This window comes from Ancylobacter sp., assembly GCF_965249975.1.
Classification (GTDB): Bacteria; Pseudomonadota; Alphaproteobacteria; order Rhizobiales; family Xanthobacteraceae; genus Ancylobacter.
This window is the reverse complement of record NZ_CBDFNE010000004.1, coordinates 535552-558193: the sequence shown is the minus strand read 5'-3', so window position 1 is coordinate 558193 and position 22642 is coordinate 535552. Positions and strand designations below refer to the sequence as shown.

The 22642-nt window shown below is 63.1% G+C and carries 24 protein-coding genes; 15 read left to right on the top strand and 9 right to left on the bottom strand.

Going from position 1 to position 22642, the window contains the following annotated elements:
* Positions 1–24 precede the first annotated feature (24 nt).
* Together ACP2AH_RS07145 and ACP2AH_RS07140 are read right to left on the bottom strand one after the other, a co-directional pair.
* The gene (locus tag ACP2AH_RS07145) at positions 25–1146 is read right to left on the bottom strand and encodes an ABC transporter ATP-binding protein (protein ID WP_425105161.1); all 1122 of its coding nucleotides are present in this window, start codon (positions 1144–1146) and stop codon (positions 25–27) included.
* 8 nt (positions 1147–1154) lie between these two features.
* The gene (locus ACP2AH_RS07140; RefSeq protein WP_026221112.1) at positions 1155–1838 is read right to left on the bottom strand and encodes a GntR family transcriptional regulator; all 684 of its coding nucleotides are present in this window, start codon (positions 1836–1838) and stop codon (positions 1155–1157) included.
* Positions 1839–2047: 209 nt separating this feature from the next.
* Between ACP2AH_RS07140 and ACP2AH_RS07135 the strand changes: the two genes are divergently transcribed.
* Positions 2048–2875 (top strand): hypothetical protein, encoded by an 828-nt coding sequence (locus ACP2AH_RS07135; RefSeq protein ID WP_425105160.1) that lies wholly within the window; start codon positions 2048–2050, stop codon positions 2873–2875.
* A complete protein-coding gene (locus ACP2AH_RS07130; protein ID WP_425105159.1) occupies positions 2872–3810 on the top strand; it encodes a LysR family transcriptional regulator in 939 nt (312 codons plus the stop codon). The genes ACP2AH_RS07135 and ACP2AH_RS07130 overlap by 4 nt, the downstream gene beginning before the upstream one ends.
* A gap of 23 nt (positions 3811–3833) precedes the next feature.
* On the opposite strand, the gene ACP2AH_RS07125 is transcribed toward ACP2AH_RS07130, so the two are convergent.
* Positions 3834–4109 (bottom strand): helix-turn-helix domain-containing protein, encoded by a 276-nt coding sequence (locus ACP2AH_RS07125; RefSeq protein ID WP_425105158.1) that lies wholly within the window; start codon positions 4107–4109, stop codon positions 3834–3836.
* A 325-nt stretch (positions 4110–4434) separates the two neighbouring features.
* Between ACP2AH_RS07125 and ACP2AH_RS07120 the strand changes: the two genes are divergently transcribed.
* The 13 genes from ACP2AH_RS07120 (at position 4435) to ACP2AH_RS07060 (ending at position 14165) form a co-directional block, all read left to right on the top strand.
* Positions 4435–4695, top strand: a complete 261-nt coding sequence (locus ACP2AH_RS07120; protein WP_425105157.1) for a DNA -binding domain-containing protein — start codon at positions 4435–4437, stop codon at positions 4693–4695.
* Positions 4696–4802: 107 nt separating this feature from the next.
* Positions 4803–5018, top strand: coding sequence for a transcriptional regulator domain-containing protein (locus tag ACP2AH_RS07115; RefSeq protein WP_425105156.1), 216 nt, complete (start codon positions 4803–4805; stop codon positions 5016–5018).
* Positions 5019–5070: 52 nt separating this feature from the next.
* Complete coding sequence (locus tag ACP2AH_RS07110) at positions 5071–5583, top strand: DUF2285 domain-containing protein (protein WP_425105155.1); 513 nt, start codon at positions 5071–5073, stop codon at positions 5581–5583.
* A 119-nt stretch (positions 5584–5702) separates the two neighbouring features.
* Positions 5703–5984: a helix-turn-helix transcriptional regulator gene (locus tag ACP2AH_RS07105; RefSeq protein ID WP_209101848.1), complete on the top strand. Its 282-nt coding sequence runs from the start codon at positions 5703–5705 to the stop codon at positions 5982–5984.
* Positions 5985–5992: 8 nt separating this feature from the next.
* Positions 5993–6880, top strand: a complete 888-nt coding sequence (locus ACP2AH_RS07100; protein ID WP_425105154.1) for a replication initiator protein A — start codon at positions 5993–5995, stop codon at positions 6878–6880.
* 211 nt (positions 6881–7091) lie between these two features.
* Entirely contained in the window at positions 7092–7745 is a 654-nt protein-coding gene (parA, locus tag ACP2AH_RS07095; protein ID WP_425105153.1) for a ParA family partition ATPase, read from the top strand.
* Positions 7742–7993, top strand: coding sequence for a ribbon-helix-helix protein (locus tag ACP2AH_RS07090; protein WP_425105152.1), 252 nt, complete (start codon positions 7742–7744; stop codon positions 7991–7993). Before parA ends, ACP2AH_RS07090 begins: the two co-directional genes overlap by 4 nt.
* A complete protein-coding gene (locus ACP2AH_RS07085; protein ID WP_425105151.1) occupies positions 7990–8511 on the top strand; it encodes a DUF2840 domain-containing protein in 522 nt (173 codons plus the stop codon). The genes ACP2AH_RS07090 and ACP2AH_RS07085 overlap by 4 nt, the downstream gene beginning before the upstream one ends.
* Positions 8508–9053: a conjugative transfer signal peptidase TraF gene (traF, locus tag ACP2AH_RS07080; RefSeq protein ID WP_425105150.1), complete on the top strand. Its 546-nt coding sequence runs from the start codon at positions 8508–8510 to the stop codon at positions 9051–9053. Before ACP2AH_RS07085 ends, traF begins: the two co-directional genes overlap by 4 nt.
* 1 nt (position 9054) lies before the next feature.
* Positions 9055–9717: a lytic transglycosylase domain-containing protein gene (locus ACP2AH_RS07075; protein ID WP_425105149.1), complete on the top strand. Its 663-nt coding sequence runs from the start codon at positions 9055–9057 to the stop codon at positions 9715–9717.
* 243 nt (positions 9718–9960) lie between these two features.
* On the top strand, positions 9961–11700 hold the full coding sequence (locus ACP2AH_RS07070; protein ID WP_425105148.1) for a relaxase/mobilization nuclease domain-containing protein: 1740 nt from the start codon (positions 9961–9963) through the stop codon (positions 11698–11700).
* Positions 11701–11721: 21 nt separating this feature from the next.
* A complete protein-coding gene (locus tag ACP2AH_RS07065; RefSeq protein WP_425105147.1) occupies positions 11722–13713 on the top strand; it encodes a conjugal transfer protein TraG in 1992 nt (663 codons plus the stop codon).
* A 5-nt stretch (positions 13714–13718) separates the two neighbouring features.
* A complete protein-coding gene (locus ACP2AH_RS07060; protein ID WP_425105146.1) occupies positions 13719–14165 on the top strand; it encodes a CopG family transcriptional regulator in 447 nt (148 codons plus the stop codon).
* Positions 14166–14476: 311 nt separating this feature from the next.
* On the opposite strand, the gene ACP2AH_RS07055 is transcribed toward ACP2AH_RS07060, so the two are convergent.
* The 6 genes from ACP2AH_RS07055 to ACP2AH_RS07030 all read right to left on the bottom strand — a co-directional run bounded on the left by ACP2AH_RS07055 (position 14477) and on the right by ACP2AH_RS07030 (position 22636).
* A complete protein-coding gene (locus tag ACP2AH_RS07055; RefSeq protein ID WP_425105145.1) occupies positions 14477–16756 on the bottom strand; it encodes an AAA family ATPase in 2280 nt (759 codons plus the stop codon).
* Between the two features lie 116 nt (positions 16757–16872).
* On the bottom strand, positions 16873–17445 hold the full coding sequence (locus ACP2AH_RS07050) for a hypothetical protein (RefSeq protein ID WP_425105144.1): 573 nt from the start codon (positions 17443–17445) through the stop codon (positions 16873–16875).
* A 431-nt stretch (positions 17446–17876) separates the two neighbouring features.
* A complete protein-coding gene (locus tag ACP2AH_RS07045) occupies positions 17877–18905 on the bottom strand; it encodes an AbiJ-NTD4 domain-containing protein (protein WP_425105143.1) in 1029 nt (342 codons plus the stop codon).
* 37 nt (positions 18906–18942) lie between these two features.
* Positions 18943–19599, bottom strand: coding sequence for a hypothetical protein (locus tag ACP2AH_RS07040; protein ID WP_279315377.1), 657 nt, complete (start codon positions 19597–19599; stop codon positions 18943–18945).
* Positions 19600–20087: 488 nt separating this feature from the next.
* The gene (locus tag ACP2AH_RS07035) at positions 20088–21557 is read right to left on the bottom strand and encodes a protein adenylyltransferase SelO (RefSeq protein ID WP_425105142.1); all 1470 of its coding nucleotides are present in this window, start codon (positions 21555–21557) and stop codon (positions 20088–20090) included.
* Positions 21558–21817: 260 nt separating this feature from the next.
* Complete coding sequence (locus tag ACP2AH_RS07030; protein WP_425105141.1) at positions 21818–22636, bottom strand: ABC transporter ATP-binding protein; 819 nt, start codon at positions 22634–22636, stop codon at positions 21818–21820.
* Positions 22637–22642: the final 6 nt, after the last annotated feature.

The following is a 22642-nucleotide window of genomic DNA, read 5'->3' as shown; positions in this document are numbered from 1 at the left end:
CTCCTTAAGATGGGAAGGGTGCGCTCAGGCGGCGAAGGCCCGGGCGTCCTCTCGGCAGAAGCCGAGAGCGATGGTCGCGCCGCGCTCAGGGCGCGCGCTCTGGCCGCAATTGGGCAGTTTCCAGATGATCTCGGTGCCGTCGCGCATCCGGCCGCGCACGCGGGAAACCTCCCCGAGATAGGTGATGTCGGCGACCTCCACCTCGACCGATGATCCCTCCCCAGCCTGGGCCGGTCGAAGACGCTCGGGGCGGATCGCAAGGTTAACGCGGTCGCCGATGCGCGCGTCGGCGATGTTTCGCGCTTCAAGGACGGCGCCATCGGCGCAGCGGACATGGCAGAACTCGGTATTGGCGGCGATCACCATGCCGGTGATGCGGTTGTTCTCGCCGATGAAGCCGGCCACGAAGGCGGTGCGCGGTGACTCATAGAGCTCAGAGGGCGTTCCGATCTGGGCAATCCGCCCCGCTTCGAACACCGCGACGCGGTCCGAGAGCGACAGAGCTTCGCTCTGGTCGTGGGTGACATAGACGATGGTCGGCCGCAGCTCGCGATGTAGTCGAAGGATCTCATCCTGCATCTGCTCGCGCAGCTGCTTGTCGAGCGCGCCGAGCGGCTCGTCCATCAGCACAAGCTGCGGCTTGTAGATCAGCGCCCTTGCCACGGCGATGCGCTGCTGCTGCCCGCCGGACAGCTGCGCCGGGCGCCGATCCCGCACGCCATCCAGGCGGATGAGCTGCAGCGCCCAGGCAACACGCTCGGTGATCTCGGATTTGCGCCAGCCGCGCGCCTGGAGTGGATAGGCCAGGTTCTCGCCGACGGTCAGGTGCGGGAACAGCGCATAATGCTGGAACACCATGCCGATATTACGCTTATAGGGCGGCAGCCTGGACACGTCGCGCCCGCCGATCTCGATCGTCCCGGCGCTCGGCGGCTCGAAGCCGGCGAGCATCATCAGTAGGCTGGTCTTGCCGGAGCCTGAGGGACCGAGAATAGTCAGGAACTCGCCCGGGTGAACGTCGAGATCAAGCGCGTCCACCACCTTGGTGACGCCATCATAGCTCTTGTCGACGCAGCGCAGCACCAGAGCTTCCGCCTGGGTCCCGTTGCTTGATGGCGCCAGCGCGCTCGTGACCTTCATCAGCATGGGCACCCTCAATCGTGATCACCCAGCATGAAGCTGGTGATGCGGTTGAGGGTGCGGGCGATGTGGTTGCGCCGGATGAAGCCCACCGCGCGGATATCACCGGCGGCGAGCGAGGCCAGGATCTCCGTGATCTCGTCGGCTTGTGCCGCGACCTCAGCCGCCCAGTTGAGTTCGGGAAGGATCTCGAGATAGGCGCGGATCGTCTTGTAGTAGAGAACCTCGGAAACCTGCCGGTATTCGGCATTGCCGGAAAGATGCAGGATCTCGTCCTGAAGCCGGTGGCTGATCTGGGCCAAGGCGCGCACGTCGACCTGACCGCTCAGCGGTTGGCATTCGGCCAGAAGCTCGCGGAGCGTCGCGGTAATGGCGTCGAGCATGGACGCTGGGTTGAGGTCGCCGAGCAGTTCGGCAAGCTTCATGCGCAGCGCATAGGCATCGCGCAGGGATTTGAGTTCCACCGACGTTACCATCGAGCCGACATTCGGCGTGGTCTCGATCAGCCCTTCATTCTCCAGCGCCTGCATCACCCGGCGCATGGGGGTGCGGCTGACACCGAATTCGCGCGCGAGCTCGGCTTCGCTGAGTGCCGTCCCGGGCGGGTAAATCAGAAGACAGATGCGGTCGCGCAAAGCGCGGTGGATCGCGGAAAACCGCTCCCTCGGCGTGGGTCGGCTCTCAACAGTCACTGTCATGGCGGCCTCCTGTTGTCCAAGTGGTACATCTTAAAATATGTATCGTCAACGACAGCGTTCTGGATTCGATAACCGGTATACTGGCTTGCATCAGTTGGTGTAAGTTTCTGAAATATCTGGTACATTCCTGAAAGTAGTTTGCTTTCGACAGCACCCGCCGCGAAAATTCCTCGCTATCATACGCGGGAATGCGAAGGCGGATAATGTCGATGAGCGGTTCTGAATCGGGGGTGCGGGCGGTCAAGCACGATTTCTCGCCGACCTATGACCAGCCTTGGCCGCGGGCCTATTACCTGGCCCATCTCGCTCTCGACTACATGATCTGCGACCGTGCCAAACCGGTGTTCGAGACCATCATCACGCGCCTCCGCCACCAGCGACCGCATCGACCTCTCAAGATCGTGGATATCGGTGCGTCCTACGGGCTCAACGCGGCCCTGCTGCGCGCTCCGCTCACGTTGGACGATCTTTACGCCGCCTATACCCTGGCGGATGGGCCGCTGGCGTCGCAAAGCCTTGAGGATCACGAGGCCTTCTTCACGCGCCAGAAGCTGCGGGAGGAGCTTGAGATCGTGGGCCTGGATCCAAGTCGGCAGGCGTTGCGCTACGCCCGTGACGTCGGCCTGATTGGAGCAGCCGTGACGGCCAATCTGGAGACTGAGGAACTCTCTCCAACGGACCGTGAAGCTCTTCGCGACGCAGACCTGATTATCAGCACGGGCTGCGTCGGCTATGCAACCATGCGAACATTCAAACGGGTCTATGAGGCGACCGCCGCGTCCCGCCCCTGGGTGGCGAGCTTCGTGATGCATCCCTTTGGCTATGGGGACATTGCCGCGATGCTGGCGGGGTTCGGTCTCGTCACCACCGAGTGCCCCCACCTTCGGCAACGCCAGCGTCGCTTCTCCACCGCGCAGGAGCGCGCCTCCATCCTCGCCTTGATGGCCGAGCAAGGCATGGATGATCGGCTGGAACGTACTACTGGCTATATCTACGCCGCCTTCCACCTGTCGACGCCTCGCGAGGACGGTGCATGAAGGCGCAGCGGGATATTGCTGCCATTGCGCAGCGCCTGGATCCCTTCCTGCTGAAACATTGGCGGTTCATTCTAGCCGCGGCGGAAGAGGGCAGCTTCCGACGGGCAGCAGACCGGCTGGGGGTGCAGCAATCGACGCTGAGCCGGCGTATTCGTGACATTGAGGATGCCATGGGGGCCACCCTTTTTTCCCGGTCCCATGCCGGCGTGCGCCCGACTTTCGCGGGACGTCGTCTGCTCGGACCCGCGCGGGAGATTCTGGCACAGGCATCGCAGGCCGCACTTGCGGTGGAGCGCGCTGGAACCGCGCAGGATGGCGTGCTCCGCATCGGTCTACCCCCGATCACGTCGGGCGCCCGCCTCACGCAGCTGCTTCATCGCTTCTTACAGGTCTGTCCGCACGTCCGTGTCGAACTCGTCGACACGGATCCGGCGTCGCAATGTCAAGCGGCGCGGCGGCATGAACTTGATGTCGTGATTCAAGCCGGGGCATCAGCGTTGAAGGGCGAGGCCGGACTCGATCTGTGGAACGAGCCTGTGCTCATCGTCATGGCAGAGCGGGATGTTCTCGCCGGGTCGCCCGCGATCGACCTCGATGAACTGGCTGGGCGGCGTTTCATTTTCATGGCGGGCGACCCGGCTCTGCCCGTTTTCCTAAACCTATTGGCCCACGTGCCTAATGCTTGCTTCTCGGTTGAGCCGCTCGCCCGGGAGACAAACCTCCTGCAGCTGGTGGCGCTTGGACAGGGCCTGACGCTGACGACCGTTTCCGTGTCATCTCATGCACCGGTCACCTGCCGTCCTCTCACAGGACAGGGATTGCCGCTTGGTGCCGTCTGGTCACGCTCGAATCCCAACCCGGCTCTGACGCGGTTTTTGTCCGTCGCGCGCGAACTAAGGAAATACCTGGGCCACCGGTGCGCCGTCCGAACGTGATCTCCGCACATTCCGTTGTCGTGTCACTTGATCCGGCTCGCGCCTACGGCGCGCCTTCGCTTAGGCTGTGGCGCCCTCTCCTCCGCCATCCCGTCCGGCTCGACGAGCGCCACATGGCTCACGCTCAGGGCCAGCGCGATCTCGTACAGTGTGATGATCGTCGGATTCTTGAGGCCGCGCTCAACGTCGGACAGATATTGCTGGCTGAACCCCGAACGCATGGCAAGCTCCTCCTGAGTCAGCTTCTGAGCCTGACGCAGGCGCGCGAGATTGCGGCCGACCAGCTTGCGCATGTCCATGGCGCAAGCGGTCGCGGATTCCGACGATCAAGTTTATCAACTATAATATGTAAAGACTAATCTGCTTTGCGCGCTGGCGTACTGAAGCGAACGCCAGCCCCGCCACCATTCTCGGGAATGAACTCGATGCCGGCGGCTTCGATTGTTCTGAGAGTAGAACAGAGTGCTACCCGTCTAACCGGCCGCCGATCACGTGCGGGCGTACGCATCTGGGCACGCTCCCGCGATGCCGTGGCCTCATCACATGATGCCGCTCCACGGCCTGCCGTCCCACCACTTGTTCGGCCTAGTCTCTCGCTCATCACGATGAAGAGCGACGCTCGCCATGACCCGAGCCTTCCACGATGCGCCGCCCGATTCGCCGACCGTCACCGACTATGATCGCAGGCATGCCGTGCTCTATCTGCGGCTGCTCGATGCCGAAGCGGCGGGCGCCGACTGGGAGGAAGTTGTCGCGCTGCTGTTCGGCCTGGACCCGCTCACCGCGCCGGAACATGCCAGGCGTGTCCACGCAGCCCATCTGGCGCGGGCGCGCTGGATGTCGGCGCAAGGATATCAGGAACTCCTGCGTCGACCCGACAAGTGATCGGGTGATGCCGGCCCGGCATCAGACCATGTCTCTGGCGTTTCTTCCGGAAGCTCCCTTCAGACGAGATCGTCGGGCGTATCGCGGCACGCTCGAAAGGGATCCCGATGGTCCTGGAAATCGCCTGGCAGTCATCAGAGGCCTACGCCTTCGTAGATGCGCTCTCACCCTCACAGCTCGCCTGGGAATGGCTTAGGCGCAACGAGGCGTATCGACGGGACTACGCCAGGTTCCGTGTGGTCGACGATCCGGAGAAGGAGACCCTCGCGACGCTCATGCAAGCCCGCTGGGGTCTACGATTTCCCGATCGATCCCGCACGTGATGCCCGAACCGTTTCTGTCGTCTGGGACCTGGAAACCGACCCTGGCCTCATCATGCTTGTCGCGCAGCGCGACACCGCCTGTGGCCGCCTGATCACTGGTAATACATCTCAAGACACGGTCCATCACCTGCATGCATCCAGCTGTGTGATGGTCGGCGCGGGCCGCGACGCGATCACCGTTATGCTGCCAGAAGGCCATCGCCTCGATCCATCCCTCTGTGCCCTCGTCCGGATGGACGCGCATCTGCCGGATCGTATCGAGGCTCTGGTACGGCTCTGGGCCCATATGCTGAGAGCGGCCGTGCCGCCAGACCGGAGGATCACACCCCAGCAGCGCCGTCGCTTGCGCCACATGTTTCAAGCGGGGGACGGTCGCCGTGCGGGCGCGACCTATCGTGAGATCGCCATCAGCCTGTTCGGTAAGGCTCGGGTCGCGGCAGCGCCCTGGAAGACATCCTCCCTGCGCGACACCGTCATCGCGCTCGTGGAGGATGCGCGGCGCATGATCGAGGGCGATTACCGCAAGCTCCTTCATCGGCGACGCCGCCACACGTCGCCCCGCTAGGGTGGGGACTTTAGCCCCCTAATCTTCCCCATCCCTCCGGACATTCCTCCTCCGCCACCGTGGTCACCGTCCGCCGCCGCACTCCGGCGGCTCCCGCCACGCCCACTGAGGCCCGCTCCATGCGACCCGATCTCGCCACCCTCCCGCCGCGCTACTTGCGCACCAAGGAAGCCGCCGCGTTTCTCAGCCTGTCGGCCCGCACACTTGAGAAGCACCGCACCTACGGCACCGGTCCCGCCTATCGCAAGCTCGGCGGACGTGTCGTCTATTCCATCGACGACCTCCAGGCCTGGACCGAGCGCGGCGCGGTCACCTCGACCTCCGATCCGCGCGGCTCCGTCCTGCCGGCCAAGCGCCATGCGCTTGCCGCCGGTTCGTTCGCCGGCCGCGCCGCGCGCTGAACGCCCCCATGGCGGCGCGGCATCACAGCCTCTCGGAGCGCGGACAGCTCGATCTGTTCCGCGCCCTGCCAGGCGACTTCGCGCCACGAGATGCGCAGGATCTCATGGCCTATCCCTTCTTCTCCCTCTCCAAGACGCCGCGCGTCGCGCCGATCGATTTCCGAGCCGGCAGCATCGCCATTCGCGTCGAGGCCGTGCCCGACCACGGCATGGCGACGATCTGGGACGCCGACATTCTCATCTGGGCGGCCAGCCAGATCGTAGAGGCCCGCGACGCGGGGCTTCGCACCTCGCGCCTGATGGCGGCGACGCCCTATGAGATCCTCACCTTCGTCGGGCGCGGCACCTCGCTGCGCGACTATCAGCGCCTCAAGGCCGCGCTCGACCGTCTCCAGTCCACGACGGTCTCGACCACCATCCGCCAGCCGGCGGAGGGGCGCCGGCACCGCTTCTCCTGGATCAATGAATGGCGGGAGCGGACCGACCGCAACGGCCGGCCCGACGGCGTCGACCTCATCCTGCCGGACTGGTTCTACCGCGCCGTGCTCGACGACGCCCTCGTGCTCACCATCGACCGCGCCTATTTCGGGCTGACGGGTGGGCTCGAGCGCTGGCTCTACCGCCTTGTGCGCAAGCATGGCGGGCATCAGGACCACGGCTGGAGCTTCGACGTCGCGCACCTCCACGCCAAATCCGGCAGCCTCTCGCCCCTCAAGCACTTCGCCTATGACCTACGCGCGATCGTCGGCCGCCAGGCGCTGCCCGGCTACCGGCTCGGCATGCACCGCCAGACGGACGGTGCCGACATCCTGTCCTTCGCCGAGATCGACGCTGCACGCCTTGCCCTGCCAACCCGCCGCCGTCTCGCGGCCATCCGATCTGGGGACAAGCTGTGAATCATCTCGTGCTATCGGGGACCAGCACCCTCGTGCCATCAGGGACCGGCTCCTCGTGCTATCGGGGACCAAAATCGACGATTCACCGTTCTGAATCAGAGACTTCCGGTGTCCGTAACTTCTCTAACCCGGATTCCTTCGGAATCCTTCTAACGGAACTACGCCATTCTACTACGACGAGCGCGTCCCCGCTGAACGTGCGGAGCGCGCCATGATCGTCGCGCTCCTCAACCAGAAAGGCGGGGTCGGCAAGACGACGCTGGCGCTGCATCTCGCCGGACAATGGGCCCGGCAGGGACAGCGGATCACGGTGATCGACGCTGATCCGCAAGGCTCCAGCCTCGACTGGTCGCAGCAACGCAGCCGCGAGGGCCTGCCGCGGCTGTTCGGTGTCGTCGGCCTCGCCCGCGACACGCTGCACCGGGAGGCGCCCGAGCTTGCGCGTGACGCCGATCACATCGTCATCGATGGACCGCCCCGCGTCGCCGGGCTGATGCGCTCGGCGCTGCTCGCCGCCGATCTGGTACTGATCCCGGTGCAGCCCTCGCCCTTTGACGGCTGGGCGTCGGCCGAGATGCTGGCGCTGATCCGCGAGGCTCGGATCTACCGCCCGGAAATGTTGGTCCGTTTCGTCCTGAACCGCTGCGGCGCGCGCACCGTTCTCGCCCGAGAGACCGCGCGGACGCTGGCTGACCATGATCCGCCGGTGCTTGCCAGCACCATCGGTCAGCGCATCGCCTTTGCGGCGGCGGCGCAGTCCGGGCGTCTCGTCTTCGAGCGAGACGATGCCGGGCCGGCCACGCGCGAGATCGCCGCGCTCTGCGCCGAGATCAATGGTCTTGACCTCGGGAGGCGCGCGCCATGAGCGAACGCCCGATCCGCCGCGACTTCGCCTCCCGACCTGCCGATCCCGAGCACTGGGTCAAGGCGGCGGATGTCGCGCCAGAGCACCGCCCCGGCGCCACGTTCACCGCGCGCCTCACCATCGATGTGACGCCCGACCTGCGCGGGCGGATCAAGGTCGCCGCCTTCCGGCGTGGCGTCACCGTCGCCGAGATGCTGCGCGCCCTCCTCGCGCGCGAATTCCCTCCCCAATCTGGAGATCTGCCATGAGCGCGGCGTTTGTGCCCCGTGCGGCAAGCACGGCTTCCGCGTCCAGTCCCCCGTCCGATGCCCTGACCCATGTCGAGCTGACCCATATCGAGAAGCGCATCGAGAACTGGATCCGCTTCGGCCATCACGCGCATGAGCAGCTTCTGGATCGTCGGCGGCGCATCCTCTCTTTCCCTCCCGGCTGCATCTTCGCCTTTGTCCGGTGGGCGTCGAACGACTTCGGCACCGTCGCCTCCCGCCTTGATATCGTGCGCTGCGTGGCGCCGGGTGAGGGCTACCAGACGCTGCCCTTCGTGCGCCCCGGCGGTGAGATCCTGCTGCGGGCGGATGGCTGGCCGAAGGTCGAGAAAATCCTTCAGCACATCGATGCGATCGAGGCGATCGGCATCGATGCGGCAACCGTCGCGCCCGATCACTGGGGCCATGTCGCGCACCGCATCAGTGTCGGATTCGAGCCGCGCGTCTATAGCGTGGAGCGCCATCAGGCGTGGCTGAAGCGGCGGGAGTGCGGACAATGAACCGCGCCGCCTATGTGCTGATGACGACCGTCGCCAGCGTCGGTGTGGCCTTCGCCGCCACGGTGTCGACGCCGCTCAAGCTGATCTGGAATGTCTCGGCGAGCGTCCCTGTCGGGCTCTATTCTGTCGAGCCGGCGGATCATCTCGAGATCACCGATCTGGTCGCGGTGATGCCGCCACCGCCGCTCGCCGCGTTCCTCATCGGGCGTGGCTATCTCGGCGAAGGAACGCCGATGTTAAAGCGCGTGATGGGGCTCCCGGGACAGGAAGTCTGCCGTCTCGGTGACGCCATCGCCGTCGATGGCGTGCCTCTGGGCGAAGCTCTGCCGCGCGACCGCACGGGCCGCGATCTGCCGGTCTGGCAGGGCTGCCGGCGTATCGCTTCCGGCTATCTGTTCCTGATGAACCCGGACGTCGGCGACAGCCTCGACGGGCGCTACTTCGGCCCGATCCCGGCTACGACCGTCATCGGGCGGGCAATGCCACTGCTCACGGATGAGGCTGGCGACGGCAACTTCACCTGGCGCGCGGCGGTGCGCTGACATGCATCACTCTGCGCTCTTCCTCGCATCCGGACTGTTGATCGGCGGTGTGTCGCCTGGCTCTGCCACGGCGCAAACCACGATGCCGACCGTGGCGTATTCCGTCACGTCCTACGCCGCCCATATTGACGAAGCTGCGCAGCGCTTCGAGCTTCCGGCCAGCTGGATCCGCGCGGTCCTGCGGGCCGAGAGCGGCGGCGATCCGCGCGCCGTCTCACCCGCCGGCGCCATGGGTCTGATGCAGATCATGCCCGCAACCTGGGACGAGCTTCGCGTTCATCATGGTCTCGGCGCTGATCCATTCGACCCGCGCGACAACATACTCGCCGGCGCCGCCTATCTGCGCCAGCTCCATGACCGCTATGGCAGCATCCGCGCCATGCTCGCGGCCTACACTGCCGGGCCCGCACGCTATGAGGCGTCGCTTGCGGGTGAGCGGCTGCCGCTGGAGACGCGCACTTACATCGCGGCTCTGGCGCCGATCATCGACAATCAGTCTGCGGCCGGCGCCGCCGCATCGGTGCGTCCAATGGCGCAAAGCTGGCGCGAGGCGCCGCTGTTCGCCACGCCGCCCGCGCGCAGCAATCCCACCGATGCCGCGCTCCTCGCGCCGCGATCGGGCGCGCTCTTCGTTGCACCTTTGCCGTCGCGGAGAGCGCCATGAGCAGGCTGACCCACTTTCGCACCCTGTCGGGCTCTGGCGCTCCATTGAGGGTGAGGAGGCGCGGTACAGGAATCACGACCGCACGATGGCAGGATAAAAGAGCGCACATTGCGCGGCGGTCGTCGTGTTGTTTCACCACGTGTTTTCCGCGCCTGCGGCACCTTGTGGAGCCGAACCACAAGGTTTGCGCGTGCCGCAAATGGCGCCGCATCAACGATTTTCCGCACATTGCGAGGCTTCGCCATGAGCGATGAACGCGAGTTCCGCGTCCGTCCCGGCCGCATCCGCTCGACGCGCGCCCAACAGGCGCGGCCCTTCATCGCCCAGGCGCTTGCCGCGGCCCGAAAGGCCGGCGGCGGGGTCTCTCGCTCCGGCAAGATCGCCTCTGGCAACCGCTCGCGTTTCGGCAGCGGACAGGTCGCCAGCCTTCAGGCCAGCCGCCGGATCACGCCGCACTCGCGTGGCGCCGTGGTGAAAGCCCGCGTCGTCCGACACACGGCCCGTGCGGGCTCTCTCAGTCAGCACCTCACCTATCTTCGCCGCGAGGGCGTGACCCGCGACGGCGAAAAGGCGCGGATGTTTGGTCCCGAGATCGACAGCGTCGATGTCGACGCCTTCACCGAGCGCTGCCGCGAGGACCGGCACCATTTCCGCTTCATCGTCTCGCCCGACGACGCCCTGGAGATGGAGGACCTGCGGGCCTTCACCCGTGACCTCGCCCGACAGATGGAAAGGGACCTCGGCACCGGTCTCGACTGGGTCGCCGTCGATCACTGGAACACCGAGCATCCCCATGTGCATCTGATCGTCCGGGGCCGCCGCGACGATGGCCAGGACCTTGTGATCTCCCGCGACTACATCAAGGAGGGCATGCGCGATCGCGCCAGCGACCTGATCACCCAGGAACTCGGCCCGCGCACCGAGCTCGATATCCGCCGGGGTTTGGAACGCCAGATCGAGGCCGAGCGCTGGACCGAGCTCGATCGGCAGCTTCTCCGCGAGACCCGCGAGAGCGGCATCATCGACATGGCGCCGGTTCCCGGCCGACAGCCGGACGAACACCATGCACTGAAGATTGGGCGCCTCCGTAAACTCGAGACGCTCGGCCTCGCCAAGGAGATCGCCAACGCGCAATGGGTGATGGAGCCGGACGCGGAATCAACCCTGCGCGCGCTCGGTGAGCGCGGCGACATCATCAAGCGCATGCATCGCGCCCTGACCGACCGAGGGATCGAGCGCGGCACGGCCAGCTATGTCCTCGCCGCCGAGAGCCTCGACGTGCCGGTCATCGGCCGGCTGGTCGCGCGCGGTCTCGATGATGAACTCCACGGCTCCGCCTATGCCATCGTCGATGGCGTGGACGGGCGTTCCCATCACATCCGGTTGCCCGATCTCGATGCCGCCGGTGACGGCGCGCCTGGCTCCATCGTCGAGCTGCGCACCTTCGATGACGCCCACGACAAACGGCGCGTCGCGGTCGCCGTGCGCTCCGATCTGGATCTCGCCCATCAGGTCACTGCCACCGGCGCCACCTGGCTCGACCGACAGGCCATTGCGCGTGACCCCGTCGCTCTCTCCGACGGTGGCTTTGGTGCGGAGGTGAGCCAGGCACTCGACCGACGCTCCGAGCATCTCATCCGCGAGGGTCTGGCCGAACGGCAGGGACGGCGGATCGTCTTCGCCCGCAATCTCATCGACACGCTCCGCCGCCGGGAACTGGAGGCCGTGGGAGAGAAGCTCGCCGCAGAGACCGGCCTGCCGTTCAATAAGTCCGGCACCGGCGAGTATGTCGCCGGCACGTATCGCCAGCGCCTTGTGCTCGCGTCCGGTCGCTTCGCCATGCTCGATGACGGGCTCGGATTCCAGCTCGTGCCCTGGTCGCCCTCGCTGGAACGCCAGCTCGGCAAGCATGTCTCCGGCGTCGCCCGTGACGATGGTGGCGTGGACTGGAGTTTCGGCCGCAAGCGCGGCCTTGGCCTCTGACCCGAGAGAAGGACCATCACCATGTCGGCGACGAAAATCCTCTGGGGGCAGATCCTCGCCGTCCTGCTCATCGTGCTGGCGGCCATCTGGGGCGCTACACAATATGTGGCTTGGACCCTTGGCTTTCAGGCGCAGCTGGGTGCGCCATGGTTCGAGTGGCTCGGGTTGACGGTCTACTATCCGCCGGCCTTCTTCTGGTGGTGGTACTTTTTCGATGCCTATGCGCCGGAGGTGTTCTTCCGGGGCGCACTGATCGCCGCCTCCGGAGGCTTCCTCTCCATCGCCGTCGCCATCGCCCTGTCAGTCTGGCGGGCCCGCGAGGCCTCCAGGGTCGAGACCTATGGTTCGGCACGCTGGGCCGAAAGGGAGGAAGTCCGGTCTGCCGGGCTACTCGGAACGGATGGCGTCGTCCTCGGCCGGTATGACCGGGACTATCTGCGGCATGACGGGCCAGAGCATGTGCTGTGCTTCGCGCCGACCCGGTCCGGCAAGGGCGTCGGCCTGGTGGTGCCCTCGCTGCTGACATGGCCGGGATCGGCCATCGTCCATGACATCAAGGGCGAGAACTGGCAGCTCACCGCCGGCTTCCGCGCCCGGCATGGCCGCGTACTGCTGTTCGACCCGACCAATGCCAAGTCCGCCGCCTATAATCCGCTGCTCGAGGTGCGTCGCGGCGAATGGGAAGTGCGTGACGTCCAGAACATCGCCGACATCTTGGTGGACCCCGAAGGCTCCCTGGAAAAGCGAAACCACTGGGAAAAGACCAGCCACGCGCTGCTCGTCGGCGCCATCCTCCACGTTCTCTATGCCGAGACGGACAAGACGCTCGCCGGCGTCGCCGCCTTTCTCTCCGATCCGAAGCGGCCGATCGAGACCACGCTCGATGCCATGATGAAAACCGCCCACCTCGGCGAGGCGGGCCCGCATCCCGTCATCGCCAGCGCCGCTCGCGAACTGCTGAACAAATCCGACAATGAGCGCTCGGGCGTGCTCTCCACCGCCATGTCCTTCCTCGGCCTCTACCGCGATCCGGTGATCGCCGAGGTGACGCGGCGCTGCGACTGGCGCATCGCCGATGTCGTCAGCGGTAAGGCCCCGACTACGCTCTACCTCGTGGTGCCACCCTCCGACATCAATCGCACCAAGCCACTGATCCGCCTCCTCCTCAACCAGATCGGCCGGCGCCTCACCGAGGACCTGCAGGCAAAGGCCGGACGCCATCGGCTGCTGCTTATGCTCGACGAGTTTCCTGCGCTGGGGCGGCTCGACTTCTTCGAGAGCGCGCTCGCCTTCATGGCCGGCTATGGCCTGAAAGCCTTCCTCATCGCCCAGTCGCTGAACCAGATCGAGAAGGCCTATGGGCCGAACAACTCGATCCTCGACAACTGCCATGTCCGCGTGAGCTTCGCGACGAACGACGAGCGCACCGCCAAGCGCGTCTCCGATGCGCTCGGCACCGCCACCGAGATGAAAGCGATGAAGAATTATGCCGGTCACCGGCTCTCGCCCTGGCTCGGACATCTCATGGTATCGCGCTCGGAGACTGCCCGCCCGCTGCTCACCCCCGGCGAGGTCATGCAGCTGCCACCTGCGGACGAGATCGTCATGGTCGCCGGCACCCCACCGATCCGGGCAAAGAAGGCGCGCTATTACGAGGACGCACGTTTCCAGGATCGGCTCCTTCCGCCGCCAACACCCTCCCGTGGCTCTACCGTCCAACACGATGACTGGACCACGCTGCCGTTGCCAAGGCCCCAGGAGGGCACGGGCGGGAGCCTCGCCGTTGAAGGTGGAGACGATGACCCGACAGGCTCCGAACACCGGCATCAGCCCGAGCTCAGCCGCGTGAAGCCGGTCGAGAAAATGCAGCACATCGAGAATGAGTTCGAGTTCGACACGGATCGCGACGACGAGTTGGAGGATGTCGCCACCCGGAACCGGCGCATGACCGGCCTGATGCAAGGCGTGGCCCGCCAGGTCAGCCTCAATCCCGACGACGGCATGGAGCTATGATCGCCATGGCAAGTCGTACGAAGAAGGCGCAAGTTTCCGTCTATCTCGAGCCCGACGTCAAGGACCTGCTGGCGCACTACTCCGCCCAGCGCGACCAATCCATGTCCCTGATTGCCCAGGCAGCGATCGCTTCCTTCCTGTCGCCCGACACCGCCGAGCGCCAGGAAGCTGCTCTTGCCCGACGCCTGGGCCAGATCGATCGCCGTCTCGCGCGGCTGGAGCGCGACCTCGGCATCTCGACAGAGGCCTTCGCCACCTTCATCCGCTTCTGGCTCGCCACCACCCCCGCGCTGCCGGAACCGGTCGCCCAGGCCGCGCGTGCCAAGCTCTCCGAGCGCTACGCAGCCTATACGAGTGCCCTCGGTCGGCGCCTCGCCAAGGGGCCGCAGTTGCGGCAGGAGATCGTGGAGGATGTTGGGGGAGCGGAGAATGACGGGGCCAGCCGGAGTTGAGCCATAACTGCCCCTCGACAGCCAATTCAGCGACGTCTGCTTTGCGCCCCGATTGCGGTCATTGATCTGGCAGCAGCCGCGGCCCAAAAGCGGACATTAGCGAGGCACGGCACGTAGGCACCCTTTGCGCCAAGACCTGACATCGAATATCCACCACAAAGCGGACACGCCCTTGTAGGGCTTGTGCCTGCCCCATGATGCGCGCTGCGAGATCGCGCTCGAACTGGTAGGCGGTCCACAGCCTTTCCTCGTCCTTGCGATAGAGGCAACCTTTGATCTCGGCACCTATTCCCAAGAACCGTTGATCAGCGTTAAACTTGGGAGAGCGCTTCGAGGCCGCTGTAGTGCAGTGGAGCAACAGCCTTTATCATTTCTAGTAGATACTTGGTATTCTTCTGAGATTCTGCAACTAATGCTGGATCGAATCCCTTTCCAGTGTAGTGCGAGAGGTCATTGGCAAACTTGTTGATTGCCGTCTTCTTGTGATCATCGAAGTCCACTTTATCAAGCTTAGCGTACAGCGAGCCCTTCGAGGGCACGTGGAAGTCCAAGAAGGTCTCGAGCACTTTCCGGGCGATGTTAGGGATGTGATAGCAGCTCAGGATCGTCCCGTCGGACTGGAACGTGTAGAGCACCTTGAATAGGTAATGATACTCCGTGGCGTGGTCGATCAAGAGCTGGTCGAGTGGGGCCAGACGCGCGGAACGCCCGTTCGCGGTCTCCGTGCACACTACCATCGTGTAGGACTTGTCGGCCTTCTTAAGCCCCGAATTCTCCAACCAGTTGATCAGCAACTTCAGGAATTCAAAGTTGTGCGTCATGATAAAGAGTTGCTTCGCGTCCTTGGCCTCGTTCTTTAGGAACGAGAACGCCTGGTAGATCGCAGATGAATCTAGGCTGGAGATAGGGTCGTCGATCACGACGACGCCTTCGGCCAGATTAAACTCTTGGTCCTTGAGCTGAACGAGAAAATACAGAAACGCGATGGCAGTCTTTTCGCCCTCGCTCAGCCGTTTGGCTGGCTTACCCCGGCGAAGAACCTGATAACCGCTGTCGCCGGACTCGAACCGCAGGTCCGTGCGCCCGAGGAACTGCTTGAGGTGATTGGTCAGGCCTTCTCCACCCGCGTGAGCGTTCGAGACCTGCGCCTGCTTGGCGATGATGGATTGTGAAAGCTCTTCCAGACCGCGCTTGTCCGGAAGACCGTCGCCGCCGTCACGCAAGAGGTCGCCTTCGGCCTTTAGCTTTGCCGCTTGGTTAGCCAGCTCGTCCACTTGCTCCTTGATGGTCAGCAAGTAGTGGCTCTCGATCGCCTTCGCGGCGTCCGTCTTGGCTTTGTCGAAGCTGGCGGTCTTGTCCTGATGACGCCTGATGATTTCCTGAATGGCCTCGTACGCAGCCGCCAGCCCGGCGATGTCGCAGTCGATCTCGCGCGCATATGCGGTGGTGCGCAGGGTGAGCTTTTCGGTTAGTGCATCACGGACACTAGCGAGCTGGTCGATGAGCTTGTCTCGCCCTTCGGCGAATTCCCCGATCGCCGTGTCGTAGTCGGCTCGAAGCTCGGAATAGAAGGCTAGGCGATCAGGCAGGGGTAAGCTGCCCAAACTTTCCATGGTCGCGGTGACACCGGAGCGCTCGCCCTCAAGCTCTTCCTTGAGCTTCCGGTCCTCGACGCTGAAGTGTGCGGCGAGCGCCTTCATACGTTCCGCGGGCAACGGTTGATTGCAGAACTCGCAGCGCTCGGCGCCCGAATGAATGTGAAGGCCTTCGTCCACCCATGATGCGATGGCAGGATTTGTTACCAGCCTTTCGATGACTGAGGCCTGCGCCGACCGCAGAAGGAAAGCCTCCGCGTGTTTTCTGGCGCTCCCAGCGAAGTCGATCACGTTGACCTCTTTGCCTTCGATCACCACAGAGGGAAGACAAAGGGGGGGTATCGCAGCCATCTGCTCCTGCCGGACGGTGGCACGGTGAACGTCAAGCTCGTCGTCAGTTAGTGACTGCACGCCTGCCAGCTTGCCGAACGCGGCTTCCGCGTCGGGCTTCCGATAGCTGCGCAACGTCGAGCCGCTGGTTGCTTCGCCGATCGTCTTAGCGATCTGGGAAAACAGTTTGCCCTTGGCGTTATCGATCTTGGCGATGGCGGTGTTCACAGTCGCGATCTTTTGGGCCCGATCGTCGCGGGTAGCGATCTCCGCTTTCAACTCCTCAGCGATCGCTTTGTTTTCTTCGCCGATAATGAGGATATGCCGCAGCGGTCCATCGAACCGCCCGATATTTGCCTCCACGTAGTCGCTGTTGAAGACGCGCACGCCGCGCAGGTACTTATTGCCATGTGTAAGTGCACCGGACTGGCTATCGATGGCGTATTCGAGATCCGGATGGTCCGGGTGCGTGCCGGCTTCGAGGCTGGCGAGCAATCGCGAGAAGGTGGTCTTGCCTGAGCCATTCTCTCCATAGACTACATTGAAACGACCGAAGGCAGGCAGCTCAGCCGCTGCCATGTAATTGTCAAAAACCCCGAAGCTTTTGATTTTCTTGATTTGTGTGAGCACCCGCGCCTCCCTTGCGGCCTCGACGTTATCACCCAATTACGATATCCGAGCTATGCGGTAAGCACGGCTGGGGGCTTGCTGCCGCTGCGCTGCTTTTCAAGATGAAACTTGACGATTTCGCTTTCGACTACTCACTGGCGATAGACGGGTCGTTAGTTCTTGGGAAGCCGGACACTTATGCCAGAGCCGGGTCCGGGCGGGATGCCGAGCGCGGTCTCAATGCCGATGCTGCCGCGTAAGTCAATCAATAACGTGCCGGGGTCCACAAGGAGCCCGATCATTCGTTCCGATTCTTGGCGCGGGCTCATGACCGCTTTTGCGCGGTAGACTTGAAGCCGCGCGATGCCAGCTTTAATCGCCCGACGGCTGAGGCCGCGTGCGTAATACCGGTTGAACTCGCTCTCTGCCGAGACCTCTGCTGCGTTGTGGGGCACCTTGGCGGCGATTGTTCTACCGGTAGCGAGTGTTCGCTGCGTCATCTGGTTCAACATCCCCGGCGCTCGCAGTTGACGCGCCAAAGACTCATCAGAGCCGAATAGAGCGGCTTCCTTGATGTAGTCGGGCCAATTGCCCTGCGCCCGCTGGCCTAGATACGAGCTGCGGTAAATTTTGTCCGACGCCGTATCCATTTCGATTTCCTCGACCATGAAGCGTCGAGTTTCGTCGTCGAGGTCGTCGTATCTGAGTCCCATCTGGCCCCCCATCGCGGCTTGGCGACGGGACATTCTCATACTCAACTCAACCGAGAGTCGAGTCCTGCCGCTCACCGTTCACAAGGATTGGTGCATCAAGTATAAACTCACCAACCAAGTTGGTTGTGGGGGATCAACCATCACACACTTCGACTACCTTTATGATCTTAGCGGCCGCCACTCGGACCGCCCGGAGGTTGCCTTTCGGGATAGTTTGGACCGTCGGGCGCCCGCGCCAGCGAGAGTGCTGAAAAGCAGAAGCTCCAAATGTCAGGAATGGGGTGGGAAGGAGACTGTTCGGTATTGGACGGCATCCGTGCAAAAGGCGACGTTGGAGTATGCTGTCGTGTGATAGCAGCGCGCCCTCATGTCCGCCATTGAAGCAATAGGTGTCATCGCCTGAGAGCCGCCGTTTCCTTTCAGGAAAGCGCCAATTGCGAAGATACGGAAGCCGACAAGCACCACTACATGCGCCGGATTAGGTTCTTTATCCAGCTCATACTGAACTCGATTGCCCATTCTGTTTGTGGTCTCGTCAGCGACGGCATGGTTGAGCTACCAGCCCCATGCCCGAATGGATTTCGAACGTGGGTGAAGAAGTCTTTGATCGAGGCGCTTTCCCAAGGGACTATGAAGGCATTTGTCTCAGAGCAGAGGTTATCAATATAATTGTGGGCGCCCCTCTCTTTTCCGTGCGTCCACCCTTTGGTGTCGGAGATGATTTTGATCGTGCTTTCCAACGCTCGTGCCGCATAAAAAGCAGGGTCCCTGCCGTCGCTGTCGCGGAGGTCGAGCGCCTCTTTCATGTCGATATCAACGTTTTGCCATTGTGGGGCTGCTAGGAGAGACCAAAAGGGGGTCTCAACCTCGATCTGCACCAGATCGTCGGTCACTATCTGAATGAAGCCGTTATGGTAATTCAAAGGATATCTGGCTTGTCGGAAGCGAGTGTTCAATTCGTCTACAGCGGTTTGAAATGTCTTTGTTCGCATAGCGCGTCGAGCGCGGGCACCGTCTTCTGGATTTCCAGGCACTCTCAGTCCTGGGCGGGTGAGCGAGGCAAGTAGCTTCTCGCCATCCGTTACATCCCTAGCATTCATTGCTGCAATATCGGCTTCCTTGGCGCGGAAGCCAAGTTCGATGAGGCTCAACCGCTCCTTTAAGTGGGTATCTGGTGAACCGGCAGGGGGCTGGGTCAGCCACTTCTCGCAGACCGAAAGCAGGGTACTTTTGAACGTCTGAAATCGCCCGTTGGTGGTATAATATGACCAGTGTTGGGAAAGCTCTTTCACGCCAAGTTCGCGTGACAGGCTGCTTTCAAGCGTCGTCCAGAAACTGACGGATGCAGAGTTCTCCTGACCATCCAGATAATAAGGCGCCAGGTCTTCCGCCAGGATACGGAACGATTGGACAAGCAGGCGACTGTCCCGCTCTTCAAACGCTGCACGAAGCTGAACTCCTTCGTATCGGCGAGCAAAAATATCGACAAGCATGGGGTTTATCCGTCACGGCGACCGGGCGTTTCGGTCGTTAGCCTCGATCCTTTTTCAGTTTGATGTCCAGGAGATTGCTCGCTCTCGCTTCAAGTAGGCGTTCAGCTACTAATTTGCGCCGGTCTCCAATAGACGGAATCCCCCAGGCTCGACTGCCCGCATAACAATCCAAGATGCGCCCAGTGAAGCCGGTCATCGTCCGTGGTTGGATTCCGGCGAGAGAGTTTTGCTTCATCTGACCCACCTGGTGCGATGACAGCACTTTGACGCCATCAGGTTCATACACCCAGACGTAAACGCCTTGGCGTTCTGCTATTGCCTCCATACGGCGGCAAGCATCTTTCAGTTCGGTGCGGTTGATGTTGCGGTCATACTTCGCCTGGATAAAAATGCCTTTGTCAAAGCCGTCAGCCCCATCGAGCGAGATCGACAGGAAGAGGTCCGCGCCGAAAAGCTTTTCCATCGAGTTTGGGCCGCGATCCGGCAATGACTGGGCTATTACTCGAAAGATATATTCTCCTGCCTGCGAGTTATCCAACCTGTCTTCCAGGCGCTGGCACAATCGCGACGTGATCTCGGCTTCCTGCACCACACTGACACCGCCTGCGGTGTCTGAGTACAAGTCCGCTACGAGATCATCCACCGCCCCGCCAAGCCGATCCATTATGAGGCGGCGGTTTTCGTCGTCCAACATCTTACCCCCATTGATGCGATGCAATCTTGCCGAGAATTACAGAAAATTGTGCCTAATCACACTGGCTCCTAAGCTGAGCTAACATGAAAATGTTGACTTTAAGCGGCAGATACACAGTCAGGCTAAGGAGCGGAGACGTCCAAGTAGAACGCAGCATGTCATTAGAAGCGAACATGCCGCTCTCGGCTCCAACTGTGCCAGAGGCGAAGTCAAGACGATTGGCAGCTTTCAGGGACTACTCACGAGCCGCTGAACGACCGGGATGGGGTCGGTTCCAGAAGGGCAGCTACACGGCACTGGCTACCGGATAGCTGACAGTCCGGATACGGCCCCAACTCGGCCACTCGTCGGAGTCGTGGCGGCTTCCCCTTCTGCCGCAGGCTAGAGGGTGTTGCGAGTTGAAGGCGGTGACACCTCCATCAGAGCATTCACCTAAGAAGGCCGATGCCAGCAATTCACTATTTACTACACTAATGTGGGATGTGGCTTCATGTGCCACAGAATGTCTGCAGGACTTCTTCATCGGGGCGAGGCGGCAGTTCGTAACCTCCATCGACGGGCTCGTCGGGAAACGGCGTGGCCAGCACGCGAACGAGGTCATGGAATGGCGCATAGTCGTTCTCATACATGGCCGCGCGGATGACGGACTCGATCCGGTGATTGCGCGGGATGAAACGCGGATTGATCTGGAGCATCGCCTGCTTCCTCTCTTGCGAGGAGACGGGATCCAGCAGCAGGCGCCCCGTGTACCGCTCGTACCAAGCCACGATGCGCTTCGGATCAGAGAACAGGGCGGTTAGCCTTCCGGGGCCGTTCTCATCTGCGGGCAGTGATGACAAGCTTCGGAACGTCAGAGTGAAGTCCGCCTGATCGTGGCGCATGGCCTCCAAAAGGTCCCCGACAAGCCGAGCGTCCTCGGGATGTTCGGTACTGAGCCCGAGCTTTATTCTCATAAGGCGCAGGTGCGCCTCTTCGAACATGTCCCTGAAGCCGCCAAGCACCTCCTGAACCCGCGTGACCGCCCGCTCCTGCTTCTCGTCGATCAGGGGTAGCAGGGCTTCAGCCAACCGCGCCAGGTTCCAGGCTGCGACGCGGGGCTGGTTGCCGAAGGCGTAGCGGCCGAACTGATCGATCGAGCTGAATACCTTTGCCGGATCGTAGATATCCATAAAGGCACAAGGGCCGTAATCGATGGTCTCGCCGGAAATCGCCATGTTGTCGGTGTTCATCACGCCATGGATGAAGCCCAGCGACATCCAGTGCGCGATGAGGCTCGCCTGGGCGCGGACCACATGATCGAACATCGCAAGATATCGGTTGTCCACGTCGCCCGCTTGGGGAAAATGCCGCGCAATAACGTAATCCGCCAAACTGCGAAGAGCCTCGGCGTCACCGCGGGCGGCTGCATACTGGAATGTTCCCACCCGAATGTGGCTTGCGGCTACGCGGGTGAGAACAGCCCCCGGAAGCCCGGTCTCGCGCTGCACCCGATCGCCGGTGGCGACCGCGGCCAGCGCGCGCGTGGTGGGGACGCCGAAGGCGTTCATCGCTTCGCTTACGATGTACTCGCGCAGGACCGGTCCCAAGGCTGCGCGGCCATCGCCTCGTCGCGAATGGGGCGTACGCCCTGCGCCTTTCAATTGGATGTCGCGCCGCGCGCCATCCCGGTCCACAACCTCTCCCAGCAGGATGGCCCGACCGTCCCCAAGCTGGGGAACGAAATTTCCGAATTGATGTCCGGCATAGGCGAATGCGATTGGACGAGACCCGCTTACGACCGCATTTCCTGATAGCGCCGCGAGCCCGTCAGCGGTCCGCAGCCACTGCGCATCAAGGCCCAATTCCTCGACCAGGCGGTCATTTAGCCTGATCAGATGAGGCTGTCGGACCGCAGTCGGGTTCACGACCGAATAGAGGCTCGCTGGGAGCGAGCTGAACGTATTCTCGAACGCAATCATCAGTGCCCGACCCGTCTGCTGCGGCTGTCTCAATCCGGATAGATGGGACGTCCGGCAAAGCGGTCAACTTTCGCCAGGCCGACTTGCGCATACCGGAGTGTCGGCCACGCGTTTCTGCCAACAGCAGCCTCCCGCACGGTCCAAGCTCCGCCCCAGGCTAAAAGGGGACCGGGCCGCGATCTGAAAGTTGCAGCGGACGGCGCACCGTGTCGTGCTGGTGGCTGCCGTGCCGCCTACCCTCACAGTTTCGGCGCAGGCACTTAGCTCAGCGTAGCATCATCACCCGTGGCATCGATGATCGTCAGCGCCGTCCTCGGCAGGAAGAGCGGTCCTGGCGCCATCGGATTGGGCAGCACCATTCCGTCGACATGGAACACCGTCCGAATGATCTCGGGGGTTACGACATCGACGGGGCGGCCCAGGCCGGCGATGGAGCCGTTGCTCAGCAGAGCCAGCGTGTCGGCGAATTGCGCGGCCTGGTTGATATCGTGCAGAACGGCGAGAACCGTCTTGCCGCGCTCGTTGACCAGCCGCCGCAACAGCGCGAGCAATTCGAGCTGGTGGGCCATGTCGAGATAAGTAGTAGGCTCGTCGAGCAGCAGGATGTCGGCCGATTGCGCCAGCGTCATCGCCAGCCAGGCACGCTGGCGCTGCCCGCCGGAGAGCGCGGCGAGCGGCTGATAAGCCAGCGCCATCATGTGCGTAAGTTCGAGCGCCTCGGTGCAGGCCGCCCGGTCGGCTGCCGACCACGGGGCAAGCGGCCGGCGATGCGGGTAACGGCCTTGTTCCACGAGATCGCGCACCGTGATGTCATCCGGCGCACGCGGTATCTGGGGCAGAAAACTCAGTCGCCGTGCCAGCTGCTTGCGCGAGAGCTGCGCGATCGGCTGCCCCTCCAGACGGATCGTTCCGGATCTGGGCGCAAGCAGCCCCGCAAGGGCGCGCAGCAAGGTGGATTTTCCGCAGCCATTCGGGCCGAGCAGGGCGGTGAACCGGCCGCGCTCGATGCCGATCGACAGGTGGTTCACGATGTTCCGGCCGTCATAGCCGATGGTGACGTCGTGAGCCTGCAGCAGCACCGGAGA